This is a genomic window from Methanomicrobia archaeon (genome assembly GCA_011049045.1).
GTDB lineage: Archaea > Halobacteriota > Syntropharchaeia > Alkanophagales > Methanospirareceae > JACGMN01.
Genome location: DSCO01000042.1, coordinates 1 through 26,309, shown reverse-complemented (window position 1 = coordinate 26,309; position 26,309 = coordinate 1). Strand labels below are relative to the sequence as shown.

The window sequence follows — 26,309 nt, the reverse complement described above, 5'->3', positions numbered from 1 at the left end:
GGATGAACATCGGTGAATCGCTCTCAAATCTGTGGATGATCAGATGGTTGGGATAGATTCGAGCTTTCTTACGTATACTCCACCGTGCCATCGGCGTGAATGGTTGCACTTGCCTGTCGCGCGGCCCAGCACTGGAAGTTCACCGCGACGGGTAATCCGGTGATGTGCGTCCCTGCCGTCTCGATATGCACGTCGAGCGCTGTGGTAGCACCGCCCAATCCCATCGGCCCGATCCCCGTCTGGTTCACCGCGTCCAGCAGTTCTGCTTCGAGTCGCGCGATCCGCTCCTTTTTATTGCGTGTGCCGACCGGCCGTAAGACCGCGATCTTCGCCAACTGCATCGCCAGATCTGCCGAGCCGCCCACGCCCACGCCTACGATGGTGGGCGGACAGGGCTTCCCGCCCGCCTCGACCACCGTCTCCAGAACGAACGCTTTGATCGCTTGCAGCGCTTCTTCGTTCTGAAGGGGCGTGAGCATCGTGAACCTGCTCATATTCTCCGAGCCGCCGCCTTTCGGAAAGACGGTGATCTTGAGCCCGTCCCGCGCCGGGTCCACCGTGCAATTGATGTATGGAATCCGCTCCCCGAGATTCCCGCCGTCGCCTCGTCTCGTGACGGGATCGACAACATTCGAGCGCAAGGGGATTAGCTCTGTGGCCGCCGCAACACCTTCGCGGATACCTGCTTCTATATCGCCAAGATCCAGTGATTCCGATACACGTCCGAGCTTCAGGAAGAAGATGGGGAGCCCGGTATCCTGGCAGATCGGCCGCTGCAGGTCTTCGGCCAACCGGATATTCTCGAGCAATGCCGCGAGCTGCACCCGCGCGATCTCGCTCGTCTCACGCTCATACGCGCGTCTCAAGGCCGCTGTGACATCGTCGGGTAACGAAGTCTCGGCGCGCTGCAAAAGGTTAACGGTAACCTCCTTTATCATTTCGTTCGTGATCATCTAAGGGCATATTCCCAGAGCGTGGAAGAGTTAAGGTATATGTTTAAGCCATCCGTGTGTAAGCATTACGATCAAATATAAAGCGAAAAAGAGCAGCACCAAGAGCACTGCAGTTCCTATGCTTACGCTTGTCATTGGTTCTTCAATTGGTTGACTCTTTATCTTCTCCAAATCTCGCTCGTAATACTTATATAGCGGATGGATTATCAAGTTGAACAGTAAAACAAAAGGTTTAATCAGCGTTACACCCGTCAGGTTAATCATCACTCTGAGCCCTCTCATTGGATTCCTGAAGAACTTGACGAGCATATCTACGATTTTCAAAACAACATTTTCCACCGTATGTGCAAAACCCATTAATGGTTTCTCGCAGAACCATATAAATCCTCTACCCGCCTTTCTATACAGATAATCTATGTCATACGTTATCTTATTATGAGGCGCGAAGAAGCCCAGCAAGAAGAACAGAAAAACGGTCATGAGCAGCAATTGAATAACGCCAAATGTATGGCCCACTTCGTATGCGTGGTAGTGCAACGCTGCCTCTTGATACGGTAGGAGTGCGTAAAGCACTTTGGGGTATACCCCGATAGCGATACAAAGAAAAGCGGTAAGACACATTGGAACGAGCATGGGTAATGGCGCTTCTTTCGCTGCTATCTCTTCATTCTTACTGAAAAAGGCGAAGTACGTGAGCTTTAAAAAGGATATGAGCGTGCCTACTGAACCCAGGGTTAACACGGTTGTAAGAATAACCCCGGTATGCCCGCCTTCCAATAATTCAGCCGCGTGGATTACCATCCCTTTGCTCACATAGCCATTAAACCCCACAACACCGGAGATAGAAAGAGCCGCAATCACACAGGTTACCATCGTCACCGGCATCTTCTTCGCCAGTCCGCCAAGTTCTGTGAGGTTATTTTTTCCCGTCGTATATATCACTGCGCCCATGCACATGAACAGCGTTGTCTTGAACAACAGATTGTTGACGAGATGTGCAATTGAGCCATTTATCGCTATCTCAGTTACTATACCAGATGCCATCCCCACCCCGGCGACCATATAACCCAACTGGCTCACAATGTGATACGAGAGGAGTTTTCTCACATCGTTCTGTAGTATCGCAAATATAACGCCATAGAGGCACATTAAGGCACCCATGTATGCTACCGCTTCCACACCCGAAAATGTCCTCGCAAGCACGTATACACCTGTCTTCGTCGTGAATATAGACAGGAAAATGGTGCCGGCGATCGTTGCCTTGGGATATGAATCGGGGAGCCAGGTATGAAGTGGTATGAATGCGACGTTTACTCCTATCCCAATGAGCAATAGAAAGCATCCCACGCCGGGTTCCACAGGCCCCAGGGCGATGGCGTTTGTATTCACATAGTGCATGATTATCCCGGCAAGAAGAGCAGCTCCACCAAACAGATGAAACAGAATATATCGCATCCCCGCATCTCTCGCCCTCCTCGAACCCTCATACCAGATCAATCCCAGAGAGGAGAACGCCATTATCTCCCAGAAGATGTATAACGTGAAGAAGTCACCGGCAAATACCGCACCTAAGGCGCTTCCTATATATAACAACGCACAGACGTATTGCCCAGCCTCCTTTACCGTGCTGATTGAGTATACTAGTGCAGCACCACCCGCGAGTGCAAATATATACCCCATGATCAAGCTCAGTCTATCAGCCTGCAAAAGTATCAAATCAACGCCAGGCAGAATAGGCAATATCCAGCCGGTTTGGGGTTTTAGTAGCGCAACGTTCACCAGGCAAAGAACTGCCAAAGCAACAAGAAAAATCCTTCTCGCGCGACCCTTTCCAAGCAGGGGGATTAACGCGGCACCTAAGAAGATAATGATAAAAGGGGGTAGAGCAAAATCAATCATCCTGCTTACCCTCCTTTTGGATTAAGGATAATATCTTCGCGAGGAGCATGAAAAGGGCAACTCCTGCCGCGCCATAGAGAACGCCTGTAAAGTACTCTGAATGCCAGTCCACGATAAATACGAATAGTGCTGATACCACTATGACCATAGACACGAGCAGTATGAGCAATCCTTTCAGTACTTTTTTATCCATGCTTCTTTACCTTACCACTACACCCCTTGGCACACAGCGCTCCGTTACCGCAGAGATCCACACAGCCGTTCTTCATGGTGAAAAAGGCGGACCTTAGACGGATTGTGAGCCACGTGAGCCCCGCATTCGTCAGTGTTACCTGCCATCCGAAAACATGGACTTGCAAAATACTATTTGTACTACCACATATTAAAATACCGGTATTTGTTTAGCTCTGTCTCCAGAGCTCGTGTGCGAGTAACGTTTGCAGCTCGTTGTAGATGTCCTTTCCTTGCAATCGCCATGTTGCGACGAGGGAAGCGATGTACTGGTAATACTCCGCACCCTTCCCAGATCTGAAGGTACCGATGATCTTCCGCATGAGTACATGCTCGCGGATGACCTGCTCGCTGAGATTGTTAGTTGGCTCCATCCCGGGATAGAGGAGGCAGGTATACCAGTTTTCCAAGCCGTTTCTGATGTACGTTATCGGCTTCTTCAGGTCTTTGAACGGGCTGAAGTGCTCCACTAACTCTGCCATTTCTCTATCCCACACTTCCTTCTGCTCTTTCCGATCTTCCATTGACGCGGGAGGATCTTTTCCGAGGTACTCCTTCAACGCCCTGTATCTTCCATGAATGCTCTCTGAGAGTTCCGTACCGCCGGTTTTCTCACGAACGCATCCACTTCCCGTACCAGGTGTGACCAGCAGCGTTGCAAAACCGGGAAGAAGTTGTAGGCTCGCCAGCCATCGGTTACGCCCGCGCAGGTGATCCCTGTTCCGAGGATCTCTTCCAGGACATCTCCACCCCGGGAAGGCCTAATAACCACTAATGCCTCGTCCTCAGGTGTCCTGAATGACCAGAGCCACCAGTTCTTGCCCAAAACCCTCATACCCGTTTCGTCCACGTAGATCCATGGCGCAGCTCTGATTCGCTGCAAGATACGTGCATATCCCTTCTTGCAAGCTGCGCTTACTCGTAAGAGGGCGTCCTGGACGCCCTTGGGACTAATGCTGAGGGCGTTCACATGGCCCGTGAAATCACTAATCCGCCGTAATACACCGCGAAGGTTGAATTTCAACATGGCCAGGTAGACCAGAAGGTTCACGCCGAATCTACCCTCGGTGGGGCAATCTCCATGCGCGGCTTCAAACGTATGTCCGCAGGTACGACACCGGTACTTATGCCTGTTGTACTGCACGACTTTGATCTTCGGCGGTGGTGGAATATCCTCTATCACTGTTGCGTCAACACCGTCCTCCTCTAAATCTTTGCTCCCGCACGCTTCACAGTGCTCCGCGGTAACTTCCACTACCTCGTCAGGCTCAAGTTTTGGTCTGGTTGCCCCTCGATGCCCCTTCGGGGCCCCGCGCTTCTTTGAACCTGATGACTTCGCCTCATCCTTGAATCGTCGTGCAGAAGAGGGTGTATGGGGATTTTCGTACCGGGCGAGTTTCGCTCTTAATGCAGCGTTCTCTTTTTCCAGCTCTGCTATCCTTTCTTCCAGCTTCTGTATCCTGAGCAGTAACTGCTGGTAATCGCCTGACCGCGCTACTACCCACACGCTCAAACTTCACCCCTCAAAGGTGTATAAAAACGTGTATTTAAATAAGCATCTTTTCCACTCCAGTTTTGTGGAAAAAGGGGATGGCATTTGTGGGTATCGAAAAGCTCCGGAAAGCTTATCGGAAGGGGGAGCTAAACAAATACAAATACCGAATATCGGCCAGTACTTCCGAACGCCCCTCCCACTACCGAACGGAGTGTATATGGGCTGCACCCGCTCCACACGCGAGGACTCGTTCATGAGTCAGTCAGTTTTGAAGCGGCGGCAAAAGAGCTGAAGCAGAAGACGCCGGATGCTTATGGCTCGTGTTAGCGCTCCACTCAGGATGGACAATCTCCCGGAGAGCGACGCCCGATGAGGCGATGAGGGGATGCAAATGCTCGACGTATGGTGATTGAGGATTGAGAGAGAAATATATAAATATCGCTTTGCCCATACATAGATATGCTGGGGGGACATGCTGAGGCACGAGTGACACGTTAACTGATTATCAGGGAGGGACGGGGAAAGGCAAAAAAAGAAGAAGAATAAGAGGTGGATAAGATTGACCTTAATCGAACAGTTCCCCGTGCTTCTTGTGGCCGTAGGGGTTTTTTCTGCTTTCACTATTCTAGTTGTCGGCTGGAAAGCAAAGAAAACATGCTTCTTTATTTTTGCAGCCGCCATTTCCGTTCAGTTCATCATGTCACTTTTTATTCTTAATCATGTCCTTACGATAGGAACCATACAGTATTGGCTCGGCGGTTGGATGCCTCCCTGGGGTATCGAGTATGTCGTGGACGCGTTGAATGCGTATATATTGGTTATCGTGCTGTTTATGGGTTTGATATGTGCGATATATTCAAAGAGGACTGTGGAGCACGAGATAGAGAAAGGTAAGCATATACACTTCTATACCCTTTTCCAGCTCCTCATCGCGGGAATGTGCGGTGTGGTGCTGACCGGTGATATGTTCAATCTGTATGTTTTCTATGAGATAGCATCTCTGACTGCGTATGCATTAATCGCAAGTGCAAGTGGAAGAGCATTTAGAGCATCGTATACTTACCTAATAATGGGCGCTATTGGTATTTCCTTCTACTTGCTCGGCGTCGGATTCCTTTATGCGGAAACAGGCTCGCTGAATATGCATGATGTCTCGCTGTTATTGCCACCGCTCTACGGGAGTAGAGTAGTTCAAGCGGCTTTTGTTTTCTTCTTTACCGGATTGAGTATCAAGTTGGGCCTCTTTCCGCTCCATATGTGGAAACCGGATGCATATACCTATTCTCCTTCAGGAATTAGTGTGGTCCTCTCGGCAGCAATGTCGACAGTTACCGTATATGTACTTGTACGGGTCATTTACTCCGTGTTCACGCTCGAGTTCATCAGAAGTTACGTCGGTATGGATATAACCATCTGCTGGATAGCCGCGATAGGCATCATAGCAGGGTCAGTGCTTGCGATAATGCAGCATAATTTAAAGAAGATGCTTGCCTATTCCAGTATCTCGCAGATGGGCTATTTCGTGCTGGGAATAGGGCTTTCACCCATCTCCTCATGGGGTCTCCTCGGCGCTGTGGCGCACCTCTCAAATCATACGATAATGAAAGGATGCTTGTTTATGGCTGCTGGTGCCTTTATTTATAAGTACGGTTTGTGGGACATCCGGGATTTTGACGGCTTGGGGAAGAAGATGCCCTACGCGAGTGCTGCTTTTACCCTGGCGGCGATTTCCATGATCGGCGTGCCCCCGAGCGCGGGATTTGTAACGAAATTGTTCTTAATCCTTGCCGCTTTACACTCGACAGATGTTTTTTACGGTTACGCTTACGTCTTCGTGGCTGTGATACTGCTCAGCAGTCTTCTCAACCTCGTTTATTTCTGGCGCGTCATTGAGCGCATGTATTTTGTAAAGCATGAGGAAGAACAGACCGGCGAGGTAAAAGGAAGTGATGCGCCCATGAGCATGCTTATGCCGCTGTTACTCCTCGCAGCTCTTTCGATTGTTATTGGCATTGTATGGCTGACGAAGATACCTCTGCCGTTCATTGCGGATGTGCTCTCTGAATTAGGCCTGGGGGGGTTGCTGTAATGGTAGAACTGATGACACCGCTATTCGTGATCCTGTGCCCCGCACTTGCAGCTCCTCTGATACTGCTCTCCGATAAGAGGCCGAATATACGGGAGGGATGGACGATAGCAGCGGGATTAGCAACGTTCGCGCTCGCTCTCTCCATGCTCCCACGGATAGTAGACGGAGAAGTGATCACCTGCACGTTCTTCCAGACCGTATTCGAGGGTGTGGCATGTGGTTTTAAAGTGGATGCCTTTGGCCTGATCTTCGCACTCACCTCCTCTTCTCTCTGGATATTAGTCTCTTTCTATTCTATAGGCTACATGCGGTCATTGAAGGAGCATGCGCAGACGAGATTCTTTTTCTCCTTCGCTCTCGCGATATTCGGCGCCATTGGCATCGCATTATCCGCAAACTTGTTCACGATGTTCATCTTTTACGAGATATTAACGGTCTCAACCTATCCCCTGGTTATTCATGACCAGACACCAGAAGCGCTGAGCGCCGGCCGTAAATATTTCGCCTACCTGCTCACCTCGGGCGTCTTCTTCCTTTTCGCCGTGATGATGACCTACAATCTTACGGGTACCACTGATTTTACGAATGGCGGCATACCCGCACTTGGTACCGCACCTCGACTAACCCTGGTGATCCTGTTCTTCTGTTTCTTGTTAGGGTTCCTGAAAGCTGCGTGGATGCCGTTTCACTCCTGGCTTCCAACCGCGATGGTCGCACCCACCCCGGTGAGCGCACTCTTGCATGCGGTCGCCGTGGTAAAAGCCGGCGTTTTTGGTATCGTGAGGGTGGTCTGCTATATCTACGGCGTGGACTTGATGCGCGAGGTATATATACTAAACGAACACCTTACGCTCGGCTTGATGCTTGCATGTATAGCGGGCTTTACCATGATTGTTGCCAATCTGTTTGCCATTGCTCAGGATAACTTGAAGAGGAGACTTGCGTACTCCACCATTAGCCAGCTATCGTATATAATTCTGGGCGCGGCGCTGTTAACACAAGATGGTATACGAGGTGCAATGATGCACATTCCGTTTCATGGCTACATGAAGATAACCTTGTTCCTTTGTGCGGGTGCGATAATGGTCGTTACGGGAAAGAGAGACATAAGTGAGATGGCCGGCGTGGGAAAGATCATGCCGAGAACGATGCTCGCATTTACCATAACCGCATTTGGAATGATCGGCATTCCACCTGCAGTGGGTTTCATAAGTAAATGGTATCTTTGCCTGGGGACATTAGAGGGTGGGGATATACTGATGATTTTCTTGTTTGTGCTTTTAGTATCTTCCTTGCTCGATGTCGTTTACTTCTTCCCCATAATACACACTGCGTTCTTCAAGGAACCTGAAGGAGCGGAGGCGGCGGTAAAAGAAGCACCACTTTTTATGCTCATTCCGCTAGTAATCACGGCAGTCTTTTCTGTTATTTTCTTTTTAGCGTTCGTTCTGAGGCCGGTCGAGATATTCTCACCGTACGTGGACATACTATCACTGTATATCTATAAGCTTGTGGGGATTGCCGTGGAAAATGTGATTACATAACAGTGATTAACGCGCTACATGCGCGTCGAGTAGAGCTCATAGCCTACCTCTTGTTGGAGTAATGGCTCCGAGGTGACCATGAGCCCCCTCACAGAACCGGACGTGAGTTTTTCCCTCATCCGGCTCTTCAGGAGCGCCGTTCTCCATTACTCCTGATCTCAGGAAGCGGGCGATGATCCGCAGCAAACTCAGGTCTACTATTCGCTGCTTTAGGCAGTCCATCAGACCGTTTGGTCTACGGAGTCGAAGAACTTCGCACTATCTAGGTCCACCACGCAGTTAACCGGTTGGGTCATACTGTCGTATCCCCCAGATCCAGCGTATCGTGGCAACTGCGATTGGGCCGAAATCCGTACGAGACATCGCAGAAATCCACTTCATAGATCGCCTCAAGGATTTTCTTGAGCGCCATCTGGACTGTCTTGTCCTCGACTGCGGGGATTCCCAGTGGTCTTCGTTCTCCATTCGGTTTCGGGATATAAACACGCTTGAGTGGCTGTGGTCGGTACTGCTTCGCCTTCAATCTCGCTACCAGATTGCCGATATTCTCATCCAACTTCGCTTCATAATCCCTACCGGTTACCCCATCAATGCCGGGAGCTTTGTCCCTCTTCAGCTCCCGGAAGCATGCCGTGAGAAAATCCGCCGTGAGTAAGTGCGCTAATGACGTAAACTTGCACGTTGGATCTTCTCTAGCACGCAGCGTTATGGACCGCAGTTTTGTTGACACCCCGTGCCCATCTCTGGGTATGGGGGGTGGCTCCCCGCCGGTCCCTCGCGCCCCTACCAGCCCCTTCTCTCCACAGGCATTACCCTGCTTCTTCGGTACTATGAGCTGGTCCGACTCCCAGCGTGCCGTCTGCACTATCTTACCGTTTATAGGCTTGATACCGCATACTTCCGTGAGGAGAGCACGCTGGGCCTCCCGAGTTACCATACTATCCCTTTGATACCGTGGCACGGTCTCGGACCCCGTCGGGCTCGCATCGCCTCGCCACGTCCCAGAGCTCCCTGCTCTATTCCAAGACGGAAGATTTGGACTAACGGCGATGAGAGTGCTGCCTTCCGCTACTAAAACCGCGTCGGCCGCCGACACACTAACTATTTCGGGGCTCAATCCCTTCACTTGCGTTGCGGCCCAGTATCCCATCCCCCTGGCTTCACCACAGCCCGTTACCGGACTGGATGCAGGGTTCAGTTCTGAGGTGGTGGCTAACCGTTCCTCAGGTTGGACTTTCACCAAACTGGATAGCATGGTCTTTCTCGGCGCACTTTAGTAAGGTTTTCCCACGGACATCTTCTCAGCACTTTTTCACGTACTTCAGATCGCAATTACACCCAAAGCACCCCGTGAGTCAAATAAATGACCAAATAGAGTGTGAACATTATGAGTACCAGGAGCACTGCAGTTCCTAAGCTAACGCTTACCATCGGCTCTTCTATAGCTTGCCGCTTGAGCTTCTCAAGATCTCGTCCGTAGGTGGGATTGACGGTTCTCAGCACCACCGTAGTAACCATAGCAACCATAATCCTTGACGCTGCCGTTGGATTCTTGCTGAACCATACAATTGCATCGGCGATTCTCAACAAGCCCTTGTCAATGAATTCCGCAACAGTCACTAACGGCTGCTCACAGAGCCATATGAATCCTCTACCCGCCTTTCTATAGATATGATCTATGTCGTACGTTATCCTTTCATGCGGTGAGAATACGAATTGCAACAGAAAGAACCCCACTGCGGTAATCATCAATAACTCCACCGTGCCGATGGTATGCCCAAAGGCATATGCGTGATAGTGGGACGCTGTCTCTGCGTAAGGCAGTATTCCGTAGAGTACGTGTGGATAGATACCCAGCGCAACGCAGAGGAAAGCGATACCGCTCATCGCTATGAGCATCGGCCACGGTGCTTCTTTAGCCTCTAGCTCATCGTTCTTCCTGAGAAACGTGAAATACATCAGTTTTAAAAACGACAGAAACGTACCCACCGAACCTGCGATGAGCGCAAGTGCGAGGATATGCATTCCTTCCAGTTCCGCCGCGTGGATTACCATACCTTTGCTCACGTATCCATTGAAGCCCGGCACGCCAGAGATAGAGAATGCCGCGATAATACACGTGATCATGGTGATTGGCATCTTCTTTGCCAAGCCCCCGAGTTCCGTAAGGTTGTACTTACCCGTTGCGAAGATCACGGCACCCATACACATAAACAGGAGCGATTTATACAGAATGTGGTTAAATACGTGAGCTATACCGCCATTTATCCCGACATACGTGCCTATTCCGATTCCAGCTACCATATAGCCAACTTGACTCACAATGTGGTACGAGAGCAGTTTCCTCACATCGTTCTGTAACAGTGCAAAGGTAACCCCATAGAGGCACATCAATCCGCCCATGTATGCGACTGCTTCTACACCCGGGAAGGTCCGTGCAAGTACATATACCCCGGCCTTTGTCGTGAACACACACATAAATACCGCACCCGCAATCGTTGCCTTGGGATATGAATCTGGTAACCAGGTATGCAGTGGTATGAAGGCGGTATTCACGCCGATTCCAATCAGCAAGAGCAAATATCCCATACCAGGCTCGACAGGTCCTACCGCGATGGAACCCGTGTTCATATACTGGATGATTATTCCACCGAGGAGAGCGCACCCGCCGAAGAGATGGAATAGGATATAGCGCATCCCTGCGTTCGTCGCCCGTTCTGTTTTACTATACCAGATCAAGCCAAGAGAAGAGAAGGCCATTATCTCCCAGAAGATGTAGAGCGTGAAGAAATCGCCCGCAAATACCGCACCCAGCGCGCTTCCCAGGTACAGGAGTCCACAGATATACTCCCCGGTCTCCTTTGTTACCTCTAACGAATAGAGCAGCGCGGCAGCACCGATGATCGCGAATACATAGCCCATGATGAGACTCAGAGGATCCGCGTGAAGGAAGATAAGCTCAAGTCCCGGGAGAACAGCGAATCCCCATGAGGTCTGTGGTTTGAGCAGAGCCACCCCGAGCAACCCGAGCGCAGCTAAGACGATGAGATAAAGCTTCCGTGCCTTACCCTTACCCACCAGAGGCACTACTGTAGCGCCTGCGAAATAAATAAGCGCAGGAGGTATGTTCAGTATGCTCCCTATATCAGTCATTCTTCGCCTCCCTTCTCCTTACGTACACTTCACGCCGTCATATCCACAGCAGACCATAGGTCATGGAAAAGACCGCATACGAGACGGCAAACGCAATCGAGTAGAGCATCGCAGTCCCCATCGCTAAGGTTTGGGTATCTTCTAAGTAGCCTTGCCGTTCTAATTCCAGCACATAGCGCACGGGATTAGAAGGCAGCATCGCAGTAGCGATCAGTACCTGGGTAGCGAGTGCCGGGTTCTTGCCAAAACATTTCCACGACTCCAAAATACCCTGTATTCCCATTTTTTCGTCCTCCTCTTTTTTTATATATATATCCGGGGCACCCCCCGTCACCTTCACCTTTTTATCCTCGCCTGAGACTTATGCATGCTCTCGATCATCGATTTACCACGCTCTGCTAGTCGGTAGTAGGTCGAACCACCGTGCTCTACCTGCTCCACCACGCCTTGCTTGAGCAGGGCATCTGACTCCTTGAACCAGCCGCCGTTCCCTCGCAATCCCCAGAGGACATTTTTGAGATCGATCCCCGTGTCCCTGGAAACTTCTTCAGGATGCGACACCTTCGGGTACTTACTGTACAGGTACATCACAATCTCACTCCTCACTCGACTCCGTCTCAGAGACGGGGGTGCATCCGCCGATTTTTTTACCGCTGTTTCTTCTTCTTCTTTCACGCTTCTTCCTCACCGCCATTCATCCATCCGCCTTCAAATACATATACACCTGCATATGTTAGTATGCATGTATGCCTATAAAAGCTTTTCGGTTTTTACTTTTATAAATAGGTTTTGGGTGAAGATATGTTTCTGTGGAAAGTTAGAAGGGAGATGCCTTACTCGTTAAAAAGCACCTGAAATGAGGAAACCGCACAATCTAAGCCTTCTGCAGGCTCTCTACTAAGGCTTTTCCACGCTCTGAAAGCCGGTAATAGGTGACATCCCCACGTTCTATCTTCTCCACAATCCCCAGTTTGAGAAGAGAACTTGACTCATCAAATCTACTGCTCATCCCTCTCAATCCGCCGAGGATGTTCGTAGAATCGATGCCAGTGTTCCTTGAAATCTCCGCGGGATAGGAGGCCCGGGGATACAGTTTATAGAGATACATCAGAATCTCAGTCCTCACTCTGCTCCTTCTGAGAGCGCGCAGTATCTCCTCAAACCCCACTTCCGCGCTCATTTCGTTTGTTGTTCCACGACCAGTTTTGTAAGTTCATCGGTCAAATTCTTCACCGTGAACGGTTTCCAGAGGTATCCATCTGCCCCGGCTCTCATCGCTGCGTCCCGGTACTCAGGCGCACCCAATGCGGAGATTGCGAGGATCACGGCCTTTTGGTCATATTGTTTTATCTCCTCTATCGCCTGGATCCCATCCATCACTTCCATCACCAGATCCATGGTTACGATGTCGGGCTTCAATGCTTTGTACTTCTCTACCGCTTCCTTGCCATTAACCGCAATGCCCACCACTTCATAGTCGCTCCCCTGCTCTTCTAACATCTCAACCAGCATCTCGCGCATATAGGGCGCATCTTCCACAATCAATATCCTCTTCTTCATCTCATATCACTCCTCCTTAGTTATCTCTCGTTTGGGCAACGTAAAGAAGAATTTTGATCCTTTTCCCAGTTCACTGGTCGCCCAAACTCTACCGCCGTGCAGCTTGACGTACTCCTTGACGATGGACAACCCCAGACCCAGCCCTCCGGACTTCCTCGTCAGCGAGGTGTCGATCATGTAGAATCGCTCAAAGATCTTTGGCAGATGTTCAGCGGGAATCCCGGGCCCTGTGTCAGCGACGCACGCACAGATATCTTCTCCCCTATCCTCAACGACAATATCGATCCTCCCCCCTTCGGGTGTGTATCGGATCGCATTTGAGATCAGGTTGGTAAAAATGGCATACAGCTTCTGCTCATCCGCGGGAATTGTTATCTGAGGGACGAAGGTGGAGATTTCCTGTTTTTTCGCCTCCGCTGCGGGTTCAAGATTCCTAATCGCCTTCTCTACAACGTCGCGTACGGCTAACACCCCAAGAGTCAGTTCCACCTTCTTACCATCAATGCGGGCGAGTTCCAACATATGATTGATCCGTTCCTCAAGTTCTCGTGCGCTCTGTTCTATAATAGAAATATATCGTTTCTCCTTATCAGCAAGTTTGGGCTCCAGCATACTTGCATAGCCGATAATCGGCGCGAGCGGGGACCGCATCTCATGATATGCAACGTTGAGGAATTCCCGCTTCATCATGTCCAGCTCCGCGAGTCGTTCACACGTCTCCTGCAGCTTATGCTCCTTCTGCTTTAGTTCTGTTATATCGAGCAATGAAGCAATGCACCGCTTCTCCCTCGGAACCGGTTCTATACACGCATTCACGTACTTTATTGCGCCCTCACGGCTAACTAACTTGAAGAACCAGCATGCTGCGGCACCCCCTTTTCGCCGTTCATCGCAATAATTCCGCACCATTTCCAGGTCACCCTCAGCAATGAGATCAATCCATTTTTTACCCACGAGTTCTTCCCGTGAATACCCACTCAGCGCCTCGAATTCTGTATTGACAAATGAGAGCGTATTATCATCCTCAATCACACATAAGGGAGTGAGCGTGTGCTCGAAGATTACCCGATACCGTTCTTTTGCGGCCCTTAACTCCTCCTCAATTCGTTTCCGCGCAGTAATGTCGCGGAATATCGTTAGTTTTAAGAGTGTGCCATCACTATCCTTCAGCGGCGTCTCGATGAGGTCATAGGTCTTGTTCTTCCTCCGAGAATGCCACTCCCAGCGTACCGTCTTGCCAGTAAGTACCTCAGGATTCTTGCACCGCGGACAGGGCTCATAACGGTTATGAAACGCTGCATAGCAAATACCACCGACCTGGTCGCCAAACTCATCAATCAGAACCTTGTTCATAAACTCCACTTTGCAGTCGCTCGAGACAATGTAAATGCCGTCAACCATATTATCAAAGATAAAATTCAAGTTATCCCGCTCCGCTTCTATCTTCCGCTCCAGCTCCACCTCTTTGGTGATATCCCTGCTCACGCGCACGGTCCCGATCGACTCGCCATTTTTGTTTCTTAACAATGCTGCTGACATGCTGATGTGTACCGGTTTTTTATCCTTGCTTAACACGATTGTCCGGTAATTTTTCAGTTCTCCATCTCGCAGCACGCGCTCCATTATCCTATCCGCTTCCTCAGGATCAGCAAAGAATTTCGTGTTGCTTTCTCCGATCACCTCGGCTGCGGTATAACCCATGTAGCCTTCCGCCGCTTTGTTCCAGGAACGCACTATGCCCTCCATGTCTACTACGACAATCGCATCCGCAGAACTCTTGATGATCTCGTCCAGATAATCTTTCGTCTCTTTCAGCTCCACATCCATTTGTGCCCTTTTCTCGCTTATCAGCCCGATGATATACGCCACCACCAAAAGAATTGCACTCCGTTCTAACACATCGATCGAGATCGGAGCCAGCGAATAATACGTTGCAAGAATATAGACCGCAGTGAGAGATAGAGCAACGTAAATAGCCTTCTTACCGTACCACATGCCAGCTAAAATGACCGGGATATAAAAGAGATGGGGATAAACCCTTGTTTCACCTTTGAAGATATTAAGATATAAGGCCAGGAGTGCACATGCTACGGTGAAAGACAATATAAGTACTCCTTTTACCGTTAGCTTCTTCATTGTCCACATCCCGGTATCCAATCATTATTCCTCTTCTTTTTATACGTAGAGCTGTTATGAGATTTAAGCCGCATGTGCCGAATAACTTCGTGTGATATCCTCAACTATCCCTCGCACGTGATGTCACCCCACACCCGCTATCCCGTCCGCCGCTTTTACAAGCTTTCGGGACTGCGTTTTCCCTCACGCTCCTCGTAGCTCCACCTTGAATAACAATCGGTCTCGCTGATGTTGTTTACTGTTAGCTATGAAGCTGCAGGTACTAGTAGAACATATCTACATAAAAAACTTCCTGCATAGTCTGCTCCCGTATCAAAGAACTTCGCACTATCTAGGTCCACCACGCAGTTAACCGGGTGTATCCCCCAGATCCAGCGTATCCAGCGTATCCCTTCACTTTTGTGCGGCCCGGTATCCCATCCCCCCGGCTTCTTTGAGGGTGCTGAGCTGGTAAAGCTGGAACTTAAAGGCGGTGAAGAGCACCCGCACGCTCACTCACCCGTTCCACCGTCGTCCTGCTGTCGAAGATCAGAGGGAATTCACGGAGCGACGGGGGCGGAAATAGAAAAGTATATATAGGGGCAGAAGCAACCCATCTTTTGATCTGGTGAAACCCGTGGTGTAGATGAAGGCGGTGACACCGCGGGGAAGGGGCGCCGCAGGCGGACGGGAGAAGATACATACGGATGCCACTAAAAGAATCATTCGAACGGTGGGTGATGGATAGCCGCACCTTGCTCGCGATAATTCTGCTCGCTCTGCTCTGGCGGTACGCAAGCCACCGGCCCGCGATTGCTCCCTGGGAGAGCAGTATCTCGGGCAGTGCACTCATCATCTTCGGCTGGCTCATCTTCGCGTACCTCTACCGCCTCTCACGCAAAGAGACGAGCTGGCTCGTATCGAATAAGATGTTCCAGGGCCTTGCGGTGAGCTTGGCGGCCATCAATATCTACGTGCTCGTCTACTATGGCATGACCTGGTTGCACTTACTCCACGTCGAACTCGGGGTGCCGTACGATCGCCTCCTGCACGATGTGCGGTACGTGATGCTCGTGCTCTGTTATTGTAGCCTGATATGGGCGGCACGGTACCTGAAGAAGATGCACGATAATTACCTGCTGCTCACCGAGGAAGTGCCCACAATGCGCAAGGGCGCGATACGAGCAGCAATGTTCAGAATTTTTACCGATGAGCGGACCGCGATCGTGATCATCGCGATCGCCTTCTTCTGGCGCGCGTTCGTCAGCCTTGACCAGGAGATCGTGCTCTGGGAGAGTATGGTCTCGGGCATAGCGCTGTTCATCCTGGGCTGGATACTCCTCGGTTATCTGAGCTCCTTAGCCAGACGGGTGATCAGCCGACCAAATATGGTAAAGATCTATCATGGGATTGCGGTTGCGCTCCTGGCGATCAATCTGTACGTACTCGTTTACTACGGCATGAGGTGGTACCGCTTACTAATCGTCGGCGATGAGATCCTGCTACCACTCGATTTCGTCTTCCGCGACATCAGCTACTTCGTCTTCGTGATCTTTTACACTACCGCCCTGGTACTCTCTAAGTGGCTCGAGAAGGCGGCTGTAGAGTGCGAATTCCTCATCAAGAAGGAAGAGGCGACGTAAGCACCGAGCCCACCCACGCCAGGCGTAGCTACTTGGTACCACACACGCCGGGAAGAACTCGTACCCAGTTTGGAGCTCTGATCGCGGCGGCCATCTTCCTCTTCCGCCTATCTGGCTTAATGACGACCTCAGCCAGAGGACTATGGGCGAACTGATAGCGAAAGCGCTCAAGGATATACGAATAGTGGCGGTACTCCCGGGTCTGGCACTGGTATGGCGGATGCTTGTAAGCCTCGACCAGACAGAAGTGCTCTGGGAATCGATCTGCTCAGGCCTTTCACTCTTCCTGCTGGGCTGGATCTGCTTCAGCTATACCCATGCCCAGTCCCGTCAACCGACACGCTGGCCGGTCTCAACGACGCTCTATCAGCGGATCAGCCTCGTTCTTCTTGTCCTGAATGGGTATCTTCTCATTTATTACGGGCTGCGGTGGGCAGGCTTACTGCACAAGGAGGCGTACCCGCCCCTGGACTTCATTGTTCGCGACGCACGATACGTTACGTTCGTGGTGGCCTACTCGGCGATCCTGTGGTCAACGAAGTATCTGAAGCAGATGCAGGAGGGGTATCGGTTTCTCGTTTCGCCCTCGGGGCTGCTGGATCAGGGCATACGAGAAAGGATATTCAAAGCGATAACCGATGACCGGACCTTGGTGGTGTTGATCGGGCTCGCCTTCCTCTGGCGTACGGTCATCAGCTTTGACTATACGCTGACCATCGGGGAGAGCATGGCCTCGGGCATTGCACTCCTCATCATCGGCTGGTTTCTTATCGGGTATCTGTGCGCCTTAGCCGTAAAAACGAGAAACCGGATAGCGCTATCCAGACTCGTGCAGGGGCTCGCCGTCGCCCTGGGAACTCTGAACATCTACGCGCTGATGTACTACAGCATGACCTGGTATCGTCTGGTGAAGACGGACGGCTTCAGGGAAGCGCTCGCACCACTCGATTCACTCTTCGGCGATCTCGGGTTCTTCTCGTTGGTGCTCTTCTATTTCACGGCGATGATGGTAGCGAAATCCCTGGAAAAGGCCAGCGCGGACTATATCGTGCCGCTTGGAACCCGCACTGCAGGTTAAACCCGTGCTTATCCTCGCTACGCTAGCTACTACTTGTTCGCTTAACCACACACACACCGCGCGCGGATTAAAGCCCACCCATACTGTAAACCAGTGCGAGGATATATGCAGCCACCCCGCAGGCCAGAAGGAGAACCGCGAGGAAAAGCCCGAGGTACAGGCCCAATTTCTCCACCTCGATGCCCGGGCAGTGCGTCTTGATGGCCTCCACCGCACGCGACTCATGGGGTTCTAAACTGAGCATGATCCGCATGGCATCCGCTGGCCGTTTCATGAAGCACTTCAGCGCACCCATGAATTTCCCCATATTAACTAACGCCTCCTTCGGTATTCCCCGGGGCGGTGACACGTACTCCACCATCCCCCCCTGGTTCACCGGTGTTCTCTATCTAAGGGGTTTCACTATATAAAACTTTCGACTTTCGTGCGCGTACTATTTTTATTAAAGCTTTCTCTTCTATCTATAGACCACAGGGCCGATACAACGCGTGGAGGGAGAAGAGAAGATGATGCGAGAAGAAGAGTATGAGGGTTATGGGGAGCGGGATACCTTTGAGCTGAGCGCCGATCAACTGGCTGACGAGGGGCGAGAAGACCGGATTATCGAACTGATCGTCTCGGTCCAGCAAGCGGGTAATGAGCGGGGGAAGCGGATCTATTTTGACAGCAAGAGCATGGAGGAGATCAAGGCGAAATGCGGCGATGACTTCTTCCTCTTCAACGGTAGGACGCTGCTTGCTTTTGTCGACCCTGCTGGGGGGAAGATCACGCTCAAATCGCTCAAGGGCATTTATAAGAACTATCTTTAACGAAGCTAAGCGCTCGATTGCTTCCTCATCGTGTTCGTTTGTTTGCCAACCGACGCACCGCACAGCACAGGCACCCGAGTTCCCGCGGGAAGCAGGTAAGAGCCACTTGGCGGGAGCGAACGACGCGAAGTATGCGTGGCTTCACTCAGAGAGTGAGTACCGCGCCCGCGCCACATCGAACTGCGGTCTCCGGATACAGGTGCAGGAGCTCCTTCCGCCGCCTGGTGTAATGGCAGGGCATGATCAACTTCAAGTCGCGTAGTAATTCCAACTGCTTGAAGCCATGAAAACCGCCTATGATGCCGTGGAGGTCACCGATACACCTCGCTGCTGCCATGATTTGCTCAAGCCCGGGATGCGCACCGCCGACCACCGCCACGACGCCCTCGCCATCGCTCGTCCTCAGCACCAGTGACTGCTCTTTGACCGGTCTGCCGACTTCGCCCGTCGAATACACGCCAGGAATGATCTCCTTCGGTTCCGAGACTTCGACGACGAGCGCCGCTTTCTTCGCGATCGCTTTTTTCAACCTGAGGGGGAACGAGCTGGGAAGGCAGACCGCAACCCCGGGATGAAGCGCCGCTCGTAACCCTCCGATGTGGTCCCAGTGCTTATGTGAGAGCACAATAATCGCAAGGTCCTCAACCTGCGCCCCGAACTGGTTCAGGTTATGCGTCAGGATCGCGCCCGAAGCACCGGTATCGAAGAGGATCTTCCACACACCCTGCTCGATCAGGCAAGAAAAGCCCCAGTCACGCATGAAGCCTTCTTTCGCTTCACTATCATACACGATCTTCACGTTCACGTCCTTCTCCCGGTGATTCCGTAGTAGGGTACGCTCCTCCTGTTGACCGTGCGCAGGATGGTGATTCAGGATATTATACCTGCATGCGGGGTAGTAGTGCCTGCTGCTTGCGTGGAGCCCACATACCTACACTAATACGGCTACACTAATACGGCCAATACGGAATGGAGGAGCTCTAAGATGATGCGGGGATACAGTCCGAGGATGATCGAGATGACCGCCAGGATGAGAAGCGGGACACTCATGGTTAACGGTGGATCCTTGATCTTCGCGTCGTTAGCGAGTTCCGGCTTGAGCGGTCCGAAGAAGATCTTCTTCGCCGCGGCGAAGGTATACACAATCGTCAGGAGCACTGCGGATATACTCAAAATAGCGATGATCAGGCCAAGAGGCATGGCACCCACGCCAAAAGTAAAGACCCCGGTGAACAGGACCCACTCTGCCGCAAACCCGCTCAAGGGTGGCAGCGCGGAAAGTATTAATGCGCCGCATACCCAGAGCAGTGCGGTGATGGGCATCTTCGAGGCCAGTCCGCCCATCTTGTTCATATCCCTGATCCCCGTCACGTAAACCAGGATACCCGCAGTTGAGAAGAGGATGGCCTTACCGAGGATGTGGCTCATGAAGTAGAACATGCCGCCCTCGACACTATACACGGTGAATGCAAACAGCCCGAGGACTGAGTAGGAGATCTGACTGATCGTTGAACAGGCCGCGAATCGCTTCACGTCCGTCTGCGCCAGCGTAAGCAGAGAGCCGTAGACCATGGTGAGCAGCGCACCAGCCATGATCGGGATGCCGAACCAGAGGAAGTTGGGATCGTTATGGAGCGGTATGATGAGCACGCGGACCATGACATATGCGCCGATATTAGCATAAACGGCAAGCAAGCCCGCGATACACGTCGGATGCTCCGCGTGGACCCAGGGCATCCACACGTGCAGCGGGAAGATCGCCATCTTCGTAAATACGCCGAGTATAATCAGTAATGCGATCCAGCGGACGAACGGATTGCCCTCGAGTAGTCCCAGCTGCGAGACCTCAAAGGTACCGAGCTGGGTATATACCAGGAGCGAGCCGAACAGGACGAACAATCCACCTACAACGCCCCATAAGAAGCACATCAGAGCTACTTTGAAGCGCTCGACATACCCGAGGAACCCCATGATGAAGTAGAGGGGCACAACGAGCATTTCGATAAAGAGATAGATGAGGATGAGGTTTGTAGAGAAGCAGATCCCCATAAACCCGATCGGAAAGAGGAGATAGAGCCAGAAGAACCGATTATAGTACAGAAGTTCTTCCGCTTCCCCCCCTTCGCCATAGAGCACCTCAGCACGGTGTTCTACATAGTGCAGTGAGTAGAAGGAAAGCGCTGTGCAGATTATATTGATGATCAACGCAACCGGTATGCTCAACCCGTCAGCCAGGAGTCCAAATGGCACCCGCAAACCGGTGCCCGCCAGAATCACCTGGGGCACCCACACATACTCCTCGACTATCACCTCACCCTGGGAGACTCTGATGGCCGCTATGAAGAGCAGCGCCGTGGTGTAGAGCAGTGCTGCATTCGCGATCAACGCCGCTTTTCGCCCGATCTTGCGCCCCGTTAGAAAGATGATGAGTGCGGCTAGTGCGGGCACCATCAAGGTCTGAAGCAGCGTATAGGGTATCACTGGTATGGCCATTTTTAGATCATACCTCCCAGTGCGGGCCCAATCACCGAGTGGAAGAGATTGATAATAAGCCGGGGATACACGGCCAGGAAGAAGGATACAAGAGCAACTATGAAGAGCGGGATACTCATCGTTAATGGCGGGTCCTTGATCTTCGTATTATCTGCCAGTTCCGGGTTCAAGGGCCCGAAGAAAATCCTCTTGCCCATCGTGAAGGTATAGGCCGCGGTTAACAGGACTGCGAGAAGACTCATAATCGCGACTGCACGGCCTACCGGAAATGCAGGTATGCCGAACGTAAACACGCCGGTGAACAGTATCCATTCCGCGGTAAACCCACTTAAGGGCGGTATCGCGGACAGTATCATCGCGCCCAGGAACCAGAGCGCGGTGGTTATGGGCATTTTCGCCACCAATCCACCCATCCTGGTCGTGTCCCTGATTCCTGTGGTATACACCAGTATTCCCGCAGTGGAGAAGAGGAGGGCCTTCCCCATAATGTGACTGAGGAAGTAAAAGATCCCGCCTTCTATACCGATAATGGTGAGCGCTCCCAGCCCGAGGACCGAGTATGAGATCTGGCTAATCGTAGAGCACGCCGCGAATCGCTTCACGTCTGTCTGCGCCAGCGTGAGGAGTGACCCATAGACCATGGTGACCAGTGCGGCCACCATCATAGGTAAGCCAAAGACCTTAAAGTCGCTGTAGAGTGGTAGGATGAGTACCCGCACGACCACGTACGCCGCGATATTCGCGTATACGGCAAGCAAACCCGCGATGCAGGTGGGATGCTCGGCGTGCACCCAGGGCATCCAGACGTGAAATGGAAATACCGCCAGCTTCGTGAACAGCCCCAGCAGCATGAGAAAGATTACCCAGGTAGCTACGGGATCGCCGGAAAGGAGTTGTAAATCGGCGATTTCAAGACTGCCATTCCGGGTGTATGCCAGCAGGATGCCAAACAGGAAGAGGGTCGCCCCGACTATCCCCCAGAAGAGGCACATGAGGGCTACTTTATACCGCTCGATGTAATCGGAATAGCCAAACTGGGCCATAATGAAATAAAGCGGAATAATGGTCAGGAGCTCCATGAAGAAGTACATCGTGAGCAGGTTCGTAGAAAAGGCGATACCCATGAACCCCGTGGCAAAGAAGGGGAACAGGAAGAAGAACCGGGTGTAATACATCAGCCACGTCCGTTCATCCACTTCCCCGTATATCGCCTCTATGCGGTGATCCACGTAGTGTATCGAGTAAAATGCCAGAACCAGACAGCACAGGTTCATGATCAATGCCACCGGTACGCTCAACCCATCGGCTAACAGATTGAAATTCAGCGTTGGCCCAAACGGGTATGCCTCAAAGACTATCTCACCTTGAGCTACCCGAATGCCCACCATACAAAGGAGCGCCGTGGTGTAGATGAGCGTGAGGCCTGCGATCCAGCCGGCCTTTCTGCCCAACTGGTACCTGCTCAGTAAGATGAATACGGCTGCTATGACGGGCAGTATCAGTATTTGGAGGAGAATATACGGCATCATTCAGATCACCACCCAGAGTATGAGCAGAAGGACGAAAATGTAGAAGAGCAGCACGTAGAGTAAATTGAATCCGATAACGCCCCTCTCGGTCTGGAGGTACTTCACCAGATCAATGAGCTTCCCGGGGATAGCGGGTATCATTCGATGGAACACTCTGTCCAGACCGTTCTCGAACGGTTTTACGACTCGGAATGCCATGAAATAGAAGAAGGCCGGGATTTTAGCGTGGAACGTGTTATCAAGTGGATTTTCAATACGATTGACCACAATGGGAAGCAGCTTGATGGTGCCATCGACAAAGATCTTGTAATAGGTGCTGTCGATGTACCATCTATTCCAGAAGAACTTATGGAGCGTCTTCATCACCGGATACTTCTCGAAGAGCGCGTTCAACGTACCATCTGGATTGTGCCGCTTCGAGATGTAGAGTAAATACGCGGGAACAGCACCCAGCGCGATGAATATGAGCGAGAGTACTGGCGGCACAAGAGAATGCGCGCCATGGTGCTCCACGGGCAGATGCAGCTTCTCCACCAGACTATATTCGAATCCCCCTTCCAGTAACGGTTCTACAACGGAAAAGGTGAGCCCGAGAAGAACCAGGAGTACGGCTAAAATGCCACAGGCAGCCACCATGGTAATGTGGGGTTCACCAAGATGCGCGCCTTTTTCCTCGCGCTGCTCCACGTTCTCGCTCTTATTTCCGTAAAACGTCAACCCGACGAAGCGGAACGTATAGAACGCAGTGATAGCGACGGTGATCAGCGCAAGTAGGAATAAGGGATAATTATGCGTTGCCCATACGGACGCGAGAATCGCGTCTTTACTCCAAAAGCCCGGCAGAGGCGGAACGCCCATCAGCGAGAGCGAGGCAATGAACATGAACAGCCAGGTGTAGGGCATATACTTCCTGAGGGCGCCCATATCCGTCATATAGATAGAGCCTGCGGTGTGAATGACCGACCCGGCACAGAGAAAGAGGGCTGCCTTGAACATCGCATGGCTTAACAGATGCGATAATCCTGAGGTGAACCCGCCGGTTAAACTGGAGGCAGTAAAGCCCGCCACGCCGAGAGCAAGCATCATGTAGCCAATCTGGCTGACGGTCGAAAATGCGAGCGCCTTCTTGAGCTCCACGGCAGTCATACCCTGAGTAGCAGCAACGAAGGCCGTGATTGCTCCGATCCACGCTACCAGGATGAAGAACGTGAAGGCCTCATTGATGCCCGCCGCCCAATAGCCTAAGAAGAAGATAGGTATGAGCCGGGCGACGAGATAAACGCCGCTCTTAACCATGGTTGCTGCATGGATCAGTGCGGAAACGGGTCCCGGTCCGGCCATAGCTTCGGGAAGCCATTCGTGCAGTGGGAACTGAGCGGACTTACCGACAGGCCCTGCGAGAAGGAGCACCACCGTGAGGGTGATCAAGCCCGAGGACTGAGCCATCTCCGGTATCCATATCGATGCGGTGTCATAGAGCGTCAGGATATTCAGGGTGTGTGCATAGGCATAGATAATCAGGATCCCGCCGAGCAGAAGGAGATCCCCTGCTGAGGTCACCACCATCGCCTTCAACCCCGCATGTGAGGGTGTTATATAGCGTGTGGGCGGAGGCCCGCCAATCCAGTATTTCTGCTCGTCCAGATAGTAGAAACCGATCAGCCCCCAGCTACAGAGCCCCACGATCTTCCAGCCGAAGAAGAGAAAGAGCAGGTTGTTCGAGAGCACGAGGAGGAGCATGCCGCCGATGAAGAAATTCATGAAGACCCACCACCGGGTCAAGGACGGGCTGCCCTTCATGTACCCATAGGAGTAGACCATGATGAAGAAGCTGATTACCGCAACGACATTCGCCATCAGGATGCTTACGGGATCCACAAGAACGCCGAAGTTCAATTCTATGGGCACCGTGAGCCAGGAGATTGAGCTATCAATGGGCAGCTCTTCAAGACGGAAGAGATAAGGTATGAGCATCACGGCTGAGAGCGCGGCGAGGAATGAGAGAAATATAGCGCCGTAATCCCTCAGCTTCGGATGGATCTTGGCTAAAAGAGGAGCCAGGGGCACCCCGATCAGCGGGAAGATCCAGCATAACCACGCAAATATAACGTTCATGGTATCACCCCGAGTCCAGATGTTGCATTAATCGCATCCATCACGGGGAAGGGTATCCCAAGAATCCAGATAACCCCCATGATGAAACAGAGCAGTGCGAGGACGACCACCGGGACGAGCATACTCCGGGGTATCTCCTGTATTTCTACTTCTTTTTCTTCCTCTTCGCCTACCCGAATATACATGTATTCAATCACCCGCCAGAAATAGAAGACCATGAGCAGCGTGCTGAAGAAGATGAGTGCGATGAAGGGGAATTGACCTGCTTCCAGGCATGCGATGGCTAAATACACCTTCGAGACGAAGCCCACGCTCGGCGGCATACCGATCATCGCGAGGGCCGCTAAGATGAATGCAATGCTCGTGTACGGCATTTTCCTGCCCAGCCCGCGGAAATCCGTTATCTCCCAGAGATCGAACTTGTAAATGAACGCGCCCGCAGCCAGGAACATGCACGCTTTCATCAGTGCGTGGTTCAGGATATGCATCATCGCCGGCGTCAGTCCGAGCGTGGTGGAGGTGCAAAGCCCCACACCGAGCATAATATAGCCCATATTCGCCACACTCGAATACGCCAGCATCCGCTTCAGGTTATACTGCGCGATCGCGAGGACCGACCCGTAGATCATAGCGATCGCTGCCACCCAGGAGATGAGTGTGGTGATCGGCAGGTACATGGTGACGAAGTCCAGCGTGAAGACGGAGAAGGTGATCCTGATAAATGCATAGGTCGAGACCTCGATGATGATACCGGATAGCAGGGCGCTGATCTCGGCGGGCGCGAAGGCGTGGGCATCGGGCAACCAGGTATGAAGCGGGAAGAGGGCCATCTTGATGCCCAGGCCAACGAATATGAAGACGAACGCCGCTTGCACTACTCTATTCCCATATAACGGTGGTAATAACAGCGAGAGATCGTGCATATTCAGGGTACCCGTTACCGAATAGAGAAAGCCGATGCCTAACAAGACGAAGCATGCACCGATAGCCCCCATAATGAGATAGGTAAAGCTTGCCTTCAGCGCTATTTTACCCCGAGACGCGATTAACGCATACGCAGCTAAGGAGAAGATCTCGACAAAAACATACAGGTTAAATATATCGCCGGTCACGGTTACACCGCAGAGCCCGGTAATGAGCAGTTGATAAACGGCATAATAAGGAACGATTTTGTGCGGCAGTTCATGCTCGATGTTCCGCTTTGAATACAACACACAGAGCAATGCTAAGAAGAGCAGTATGACCAATATATAGGCATTGAGCGCATCTACAACATATTCTATACCCCAGGGAGGCATCCACCCGCCGAGCCAGTACTGTATGGTTCCTACCGTAAGGACATGATTGAGGATGAAAAGTGACATGACGAACTGAACGAAAATGGTAGCGGCCGAAATAACGAAGCATGCTTTCTTAGTGATCCAGCCGGCAACTAGAATAGTGAAAGCAGCCAGCAGCGAGATCCCCACTACGAGTACAGGAAACTGTTCTATTATGGGCATCAGCTTTTCGCCCCGCCCTCCAACGCCCCTCCGCCAGCGCACCGGTGGCACGGGTGATTTATATGAAACTTGTGCCACGTATAAAAGCCTTTCGGTTTTCT

At 51.8% G+C, this 26,309-nt stretch carries 20 protein-coding genes and 2 pseudogenes; 5 read left to right on the top strand and 17 right to left on the bottom strand.

Annotation, left to right across the window (positions count from 1 at the left end; translation table 11 throughout):
• Nucleotides 1-68 precede the first annotated feature (68 nt).
• The 4 genes and pseudogenes from ENN68_05395 to ENN68_05380 form a co-directional block, all read right to left on the bottom strand.
• Nucleotides 69-935 (bottom strand): fumarate hydratase, encoded by an 867-nt coding sequence (locus ENN68_05395; GenBank protein ID HDS45511.1) that lies wholly within the window; start codon nt 933-935, stop codon nt 69-71.
• A 48-nt stretch (nt 936-983) separates the two neighbouring features.
• Entirely contained in the window at nt 984-2,852 is a 1,869-nt protein-coding gene (locus tag ENN68_05390; protein HDS45510.1) for a Na(+)/H(+) antiporter subunit D, read from the bottom strand.
• Nucleotides 2,845-3,045, bottom strand: coding sequence for a hypothetical protein (locus ENN68_05385; protein HDS45509.1), 201 nt, complete (start codon nt 3,043-3,045; stop codon nt 2,845-2,847). Before ENN68_05385 ends, ENN68_05390 begins: the two co-directional genes overlap by 8 nt.
• 208 nt (nt 3,046-3,253) lie before the next feature.
• Nucleotides 3,254-4,590, bottom strand: a pseudogene (locus ENN68_05380) (IS66 family transposase).
• Between the two features lie 547 nt (nt 4,591-5,137).
• Between ENN68_05380 and ENN68_05375 the strand changes: the two are divergent.
• Nucleotides 5,138-6,667: a monovalent cation/H+ antiporter subunit D family protein gene (locus ENN68_05375; protein ID HDS45508.1), complete on the top strand. Its 1,530-nt coding sequence runs from the start codon at nt 5,138-5,140 to the stop codon at nt 6,665-6,667.
• Nucleotides 6,667-8,211, top strand: coding sequence for a monovalent cation/H+ antiporter subunit D family protein (locus ENN68_05370; protein HDS45507.1), 1,545 nt, complete (start codon nt 6,667-6,669; stop codon nt 8,209-8,211). The genes ENN68_05375 and ENN68_05370 overlap by 1 nt, the downstream gene beginning before the upstream one ends.
• A gap of 221 nt (nt 8,212-8,432) precedes the next feature.
• Here the strand turns inward: ENN68_05370 and ENN68_05365 are convergent.
• The 7 genes and pseudogenes from ENN68_05365 to ENN68_05335 all read right to left on the bottom strand — a co-directional run bounded on the left by ENN68_05365 (nt 8,433) and on the right by ENN68_05335 (nt 15,069).
• Nucleotides 8,433-9,148, bottom strand: a pseudogene (locus ENN68_05365) (hypothetical protein).
• A 395-nt stretch (nt 9,149-9,543) separates the two neighbouring features.
• A complete protein-coding gene (locus ENN68_05360) occupies nt 9,544-11,364 on the bottom strand; it encodes a Na(+)/H(+) antiporter subunit D (GenBank protein ID HDS45506.1) in 1,821 nt (606 codons plus the stop codon).
• A 37-nt stretch (nt 11,365-11,401) separates the two neighbouring features.
• Nucleotides 11,402-11,647 carry a hypothetical protein gene (locus tag ENN68_05355; protein HDS45505.1) on the bottom strand — a complete coding sequence of 82 codons (246 nt, stop codon included), beginning with the start codon at nt 11,645-11,647 and terminating at the stop codon, nt 11,402-11,404.
• A gap of 53 nt (nt 11,648-11,700) precedes the next feature.
• Entirely contained in the window at nt 11,701-12,039 is a 339-nt protein-coding gene (locus ENN68_05350; GenBank protein HDS45504.1) for a hypothetical protein, read from the bottom strand.
• A gap of 199 nt (nt 12,040-12,238) precedes the next feature.
• Nucleotides 12,239-12,544 carry a transcriptional regulator gene (locus ENN68_05345; protein HDS45503.1) on the bottom strand — a complete coding sequence of 102 codons (306 nt, stop codon included), beginning with the start codon at nt 12,542-12,544 and terminating at the stop codon, nt 12,239-12,241.
• Complete coding sequence (locus tag ENN68_05340; protein HDS45502.1) at nt 12,541-12,924, bottom strand: response regulator; 384 nt, start codon at nt 12,922-12,924, stop codon at nt 12,541-12,543. The genes ENN68_05345 and ENN68_05340 overlap by 4 nt, the downstream gene beginning before the upstream one ends.
• 6 nt (nt 12,925-12,930) lie before the next feature.
• Nucleotides 12,931-15,069 (bottom strand): PAS domain S-box protein, encoded by a 2,139-nt coding sequence (locus ENN68_05335; GenBank protein HDS45501.1) that lies wholly within the window; start codon nt 15,067-15,069, stop codon nt 12,931-12,933.
• A 677-nt stretch (nt 15,070-15,746) separates the two neighbouring features.
• On the opposite strand from ENN68_05335, the gene ENN68_05330 reads away from it, so the two are divergent.
• A complete protein-coding gene (locus tag ENN68_05330) occupies nt 15,747-16,682 on the top strand; it encodes a hypothetical protein (GenBank protein ID HDS45500.1) in 936 nt (311 codons plus the stop codon).
• Nucleotides 16,683-16,824: 142 nt separating this feature from the next.
• Nucleotides 16,825-17,760, top strand: coding sequence for a hypothetical protein (locus ENN68_05325; protein ID HDS45499.1), 936 nt, complete (start codon nt 16,825-16,827; stop codon nt 17,758-17,760).
• 67 nt (nt 17,761-17,827) lie between these two features.
• Here ENN68_05325 and ENN68_05320 read toward each other — a convergent pair whose 3' ends face one another.
• Nucleotides 17,828-18,136, bottom strand: coding sequence for a hypothetical protein (locus tag ENN68_05320; GenBank protein HDS45498.1), 309 nt, complete (start codon nt 18,134-18,136; stop codon nt 17,828-17,830).
• Nucleotides 18,137-18,266: 130 nt separating this feature from the next.
• Between ENN68_05320 and ENN68_05315 the strand changes: the two genes are divergently transcribed.
• On the top strand, nt 18,267-18,569 hold the full coding sequence (locus ENN68_05315) for a hypothetical protein (GenBank protein HDS45497.1): 303 nt from the start codon (nt 18,267-18,269) through the stop codon (nt 18,567-18,569).
• Nucleotides 18,570-18,714: 145 nt separating this feature from the next.
• Here the strand turns inward: ENN68_05315 and ENN68_05310 are convergent, their stop codons facing one another.
• The 5 genes from ENN68_05310 to ENN68_05290 all read right to left on the bottom strand — a co-directional run bounded on the left by ENN68_05310 (nt 18,715) and on the right by ENN68_05290 (nt 26,208).
• Nucleotides 18,715-19,374 carry an MBL fold metallo-hydrolase gene (locus ENN68_05310; GenBank protein ID HDS45496.1) on the bottom strand — a complete coding sequence of 220 codons (660 nt, stop codon included), beginning with the start codon at nt 19,372-19,374 and terminating at the stop codon, nt 18,715-18,717.
• 140 nt (nt 19,375-19,514) lie between these two features.
• On the bottom strand, nt 19,515-21,050 hold the full coding sequence (locus ENN68_05305; GenBank protein ID HDS45495.1) for an NADH-quinone oxidoreductase subunit M: 1,536 nt from the start codon (nt 21,048-21,050) through the stop codon (nt 19,515-19,517).
• A 14-nt stretch (nt 21,051-21,064) separates the two neighbouring features.
• Entirely contained in the window at nt 21,065-22,591 is a 1,527-nt protein-coding gene (locus ENN68_05300; GenBank protein ID HDS45494.1) for an NADH-quinone oxidoreductase subunit M, read from the bottom strand.
• Nucleotides 22,592-24,706, bottom strand: coding sequence for an NADH-quinone oxidoreductase subunit L (locus ENN68_05295; GenBank protein ID HDS45493.1), 2,115 nt, complete (start codon nt 24,704-24,706; stop codon nt 22,592-22,594).
• Complete coding sequence (locus ENN68_05290; protein HDS45492.1) at nt 24,703-26,208, bottom strand: monovalent cation/H+ antiporter subunit D family protein; 1,506 nt, start codon at nt 26,206-26,208, stop codon at nt 24,703-24,705. The genes ENN68_05295 and ENN68_05290 overlap by 4 nt, the downstream gene beginning before the upstream one ends.
• Nucleotides 26,209-26,309 lie beyond the last annotated feature (101 nt).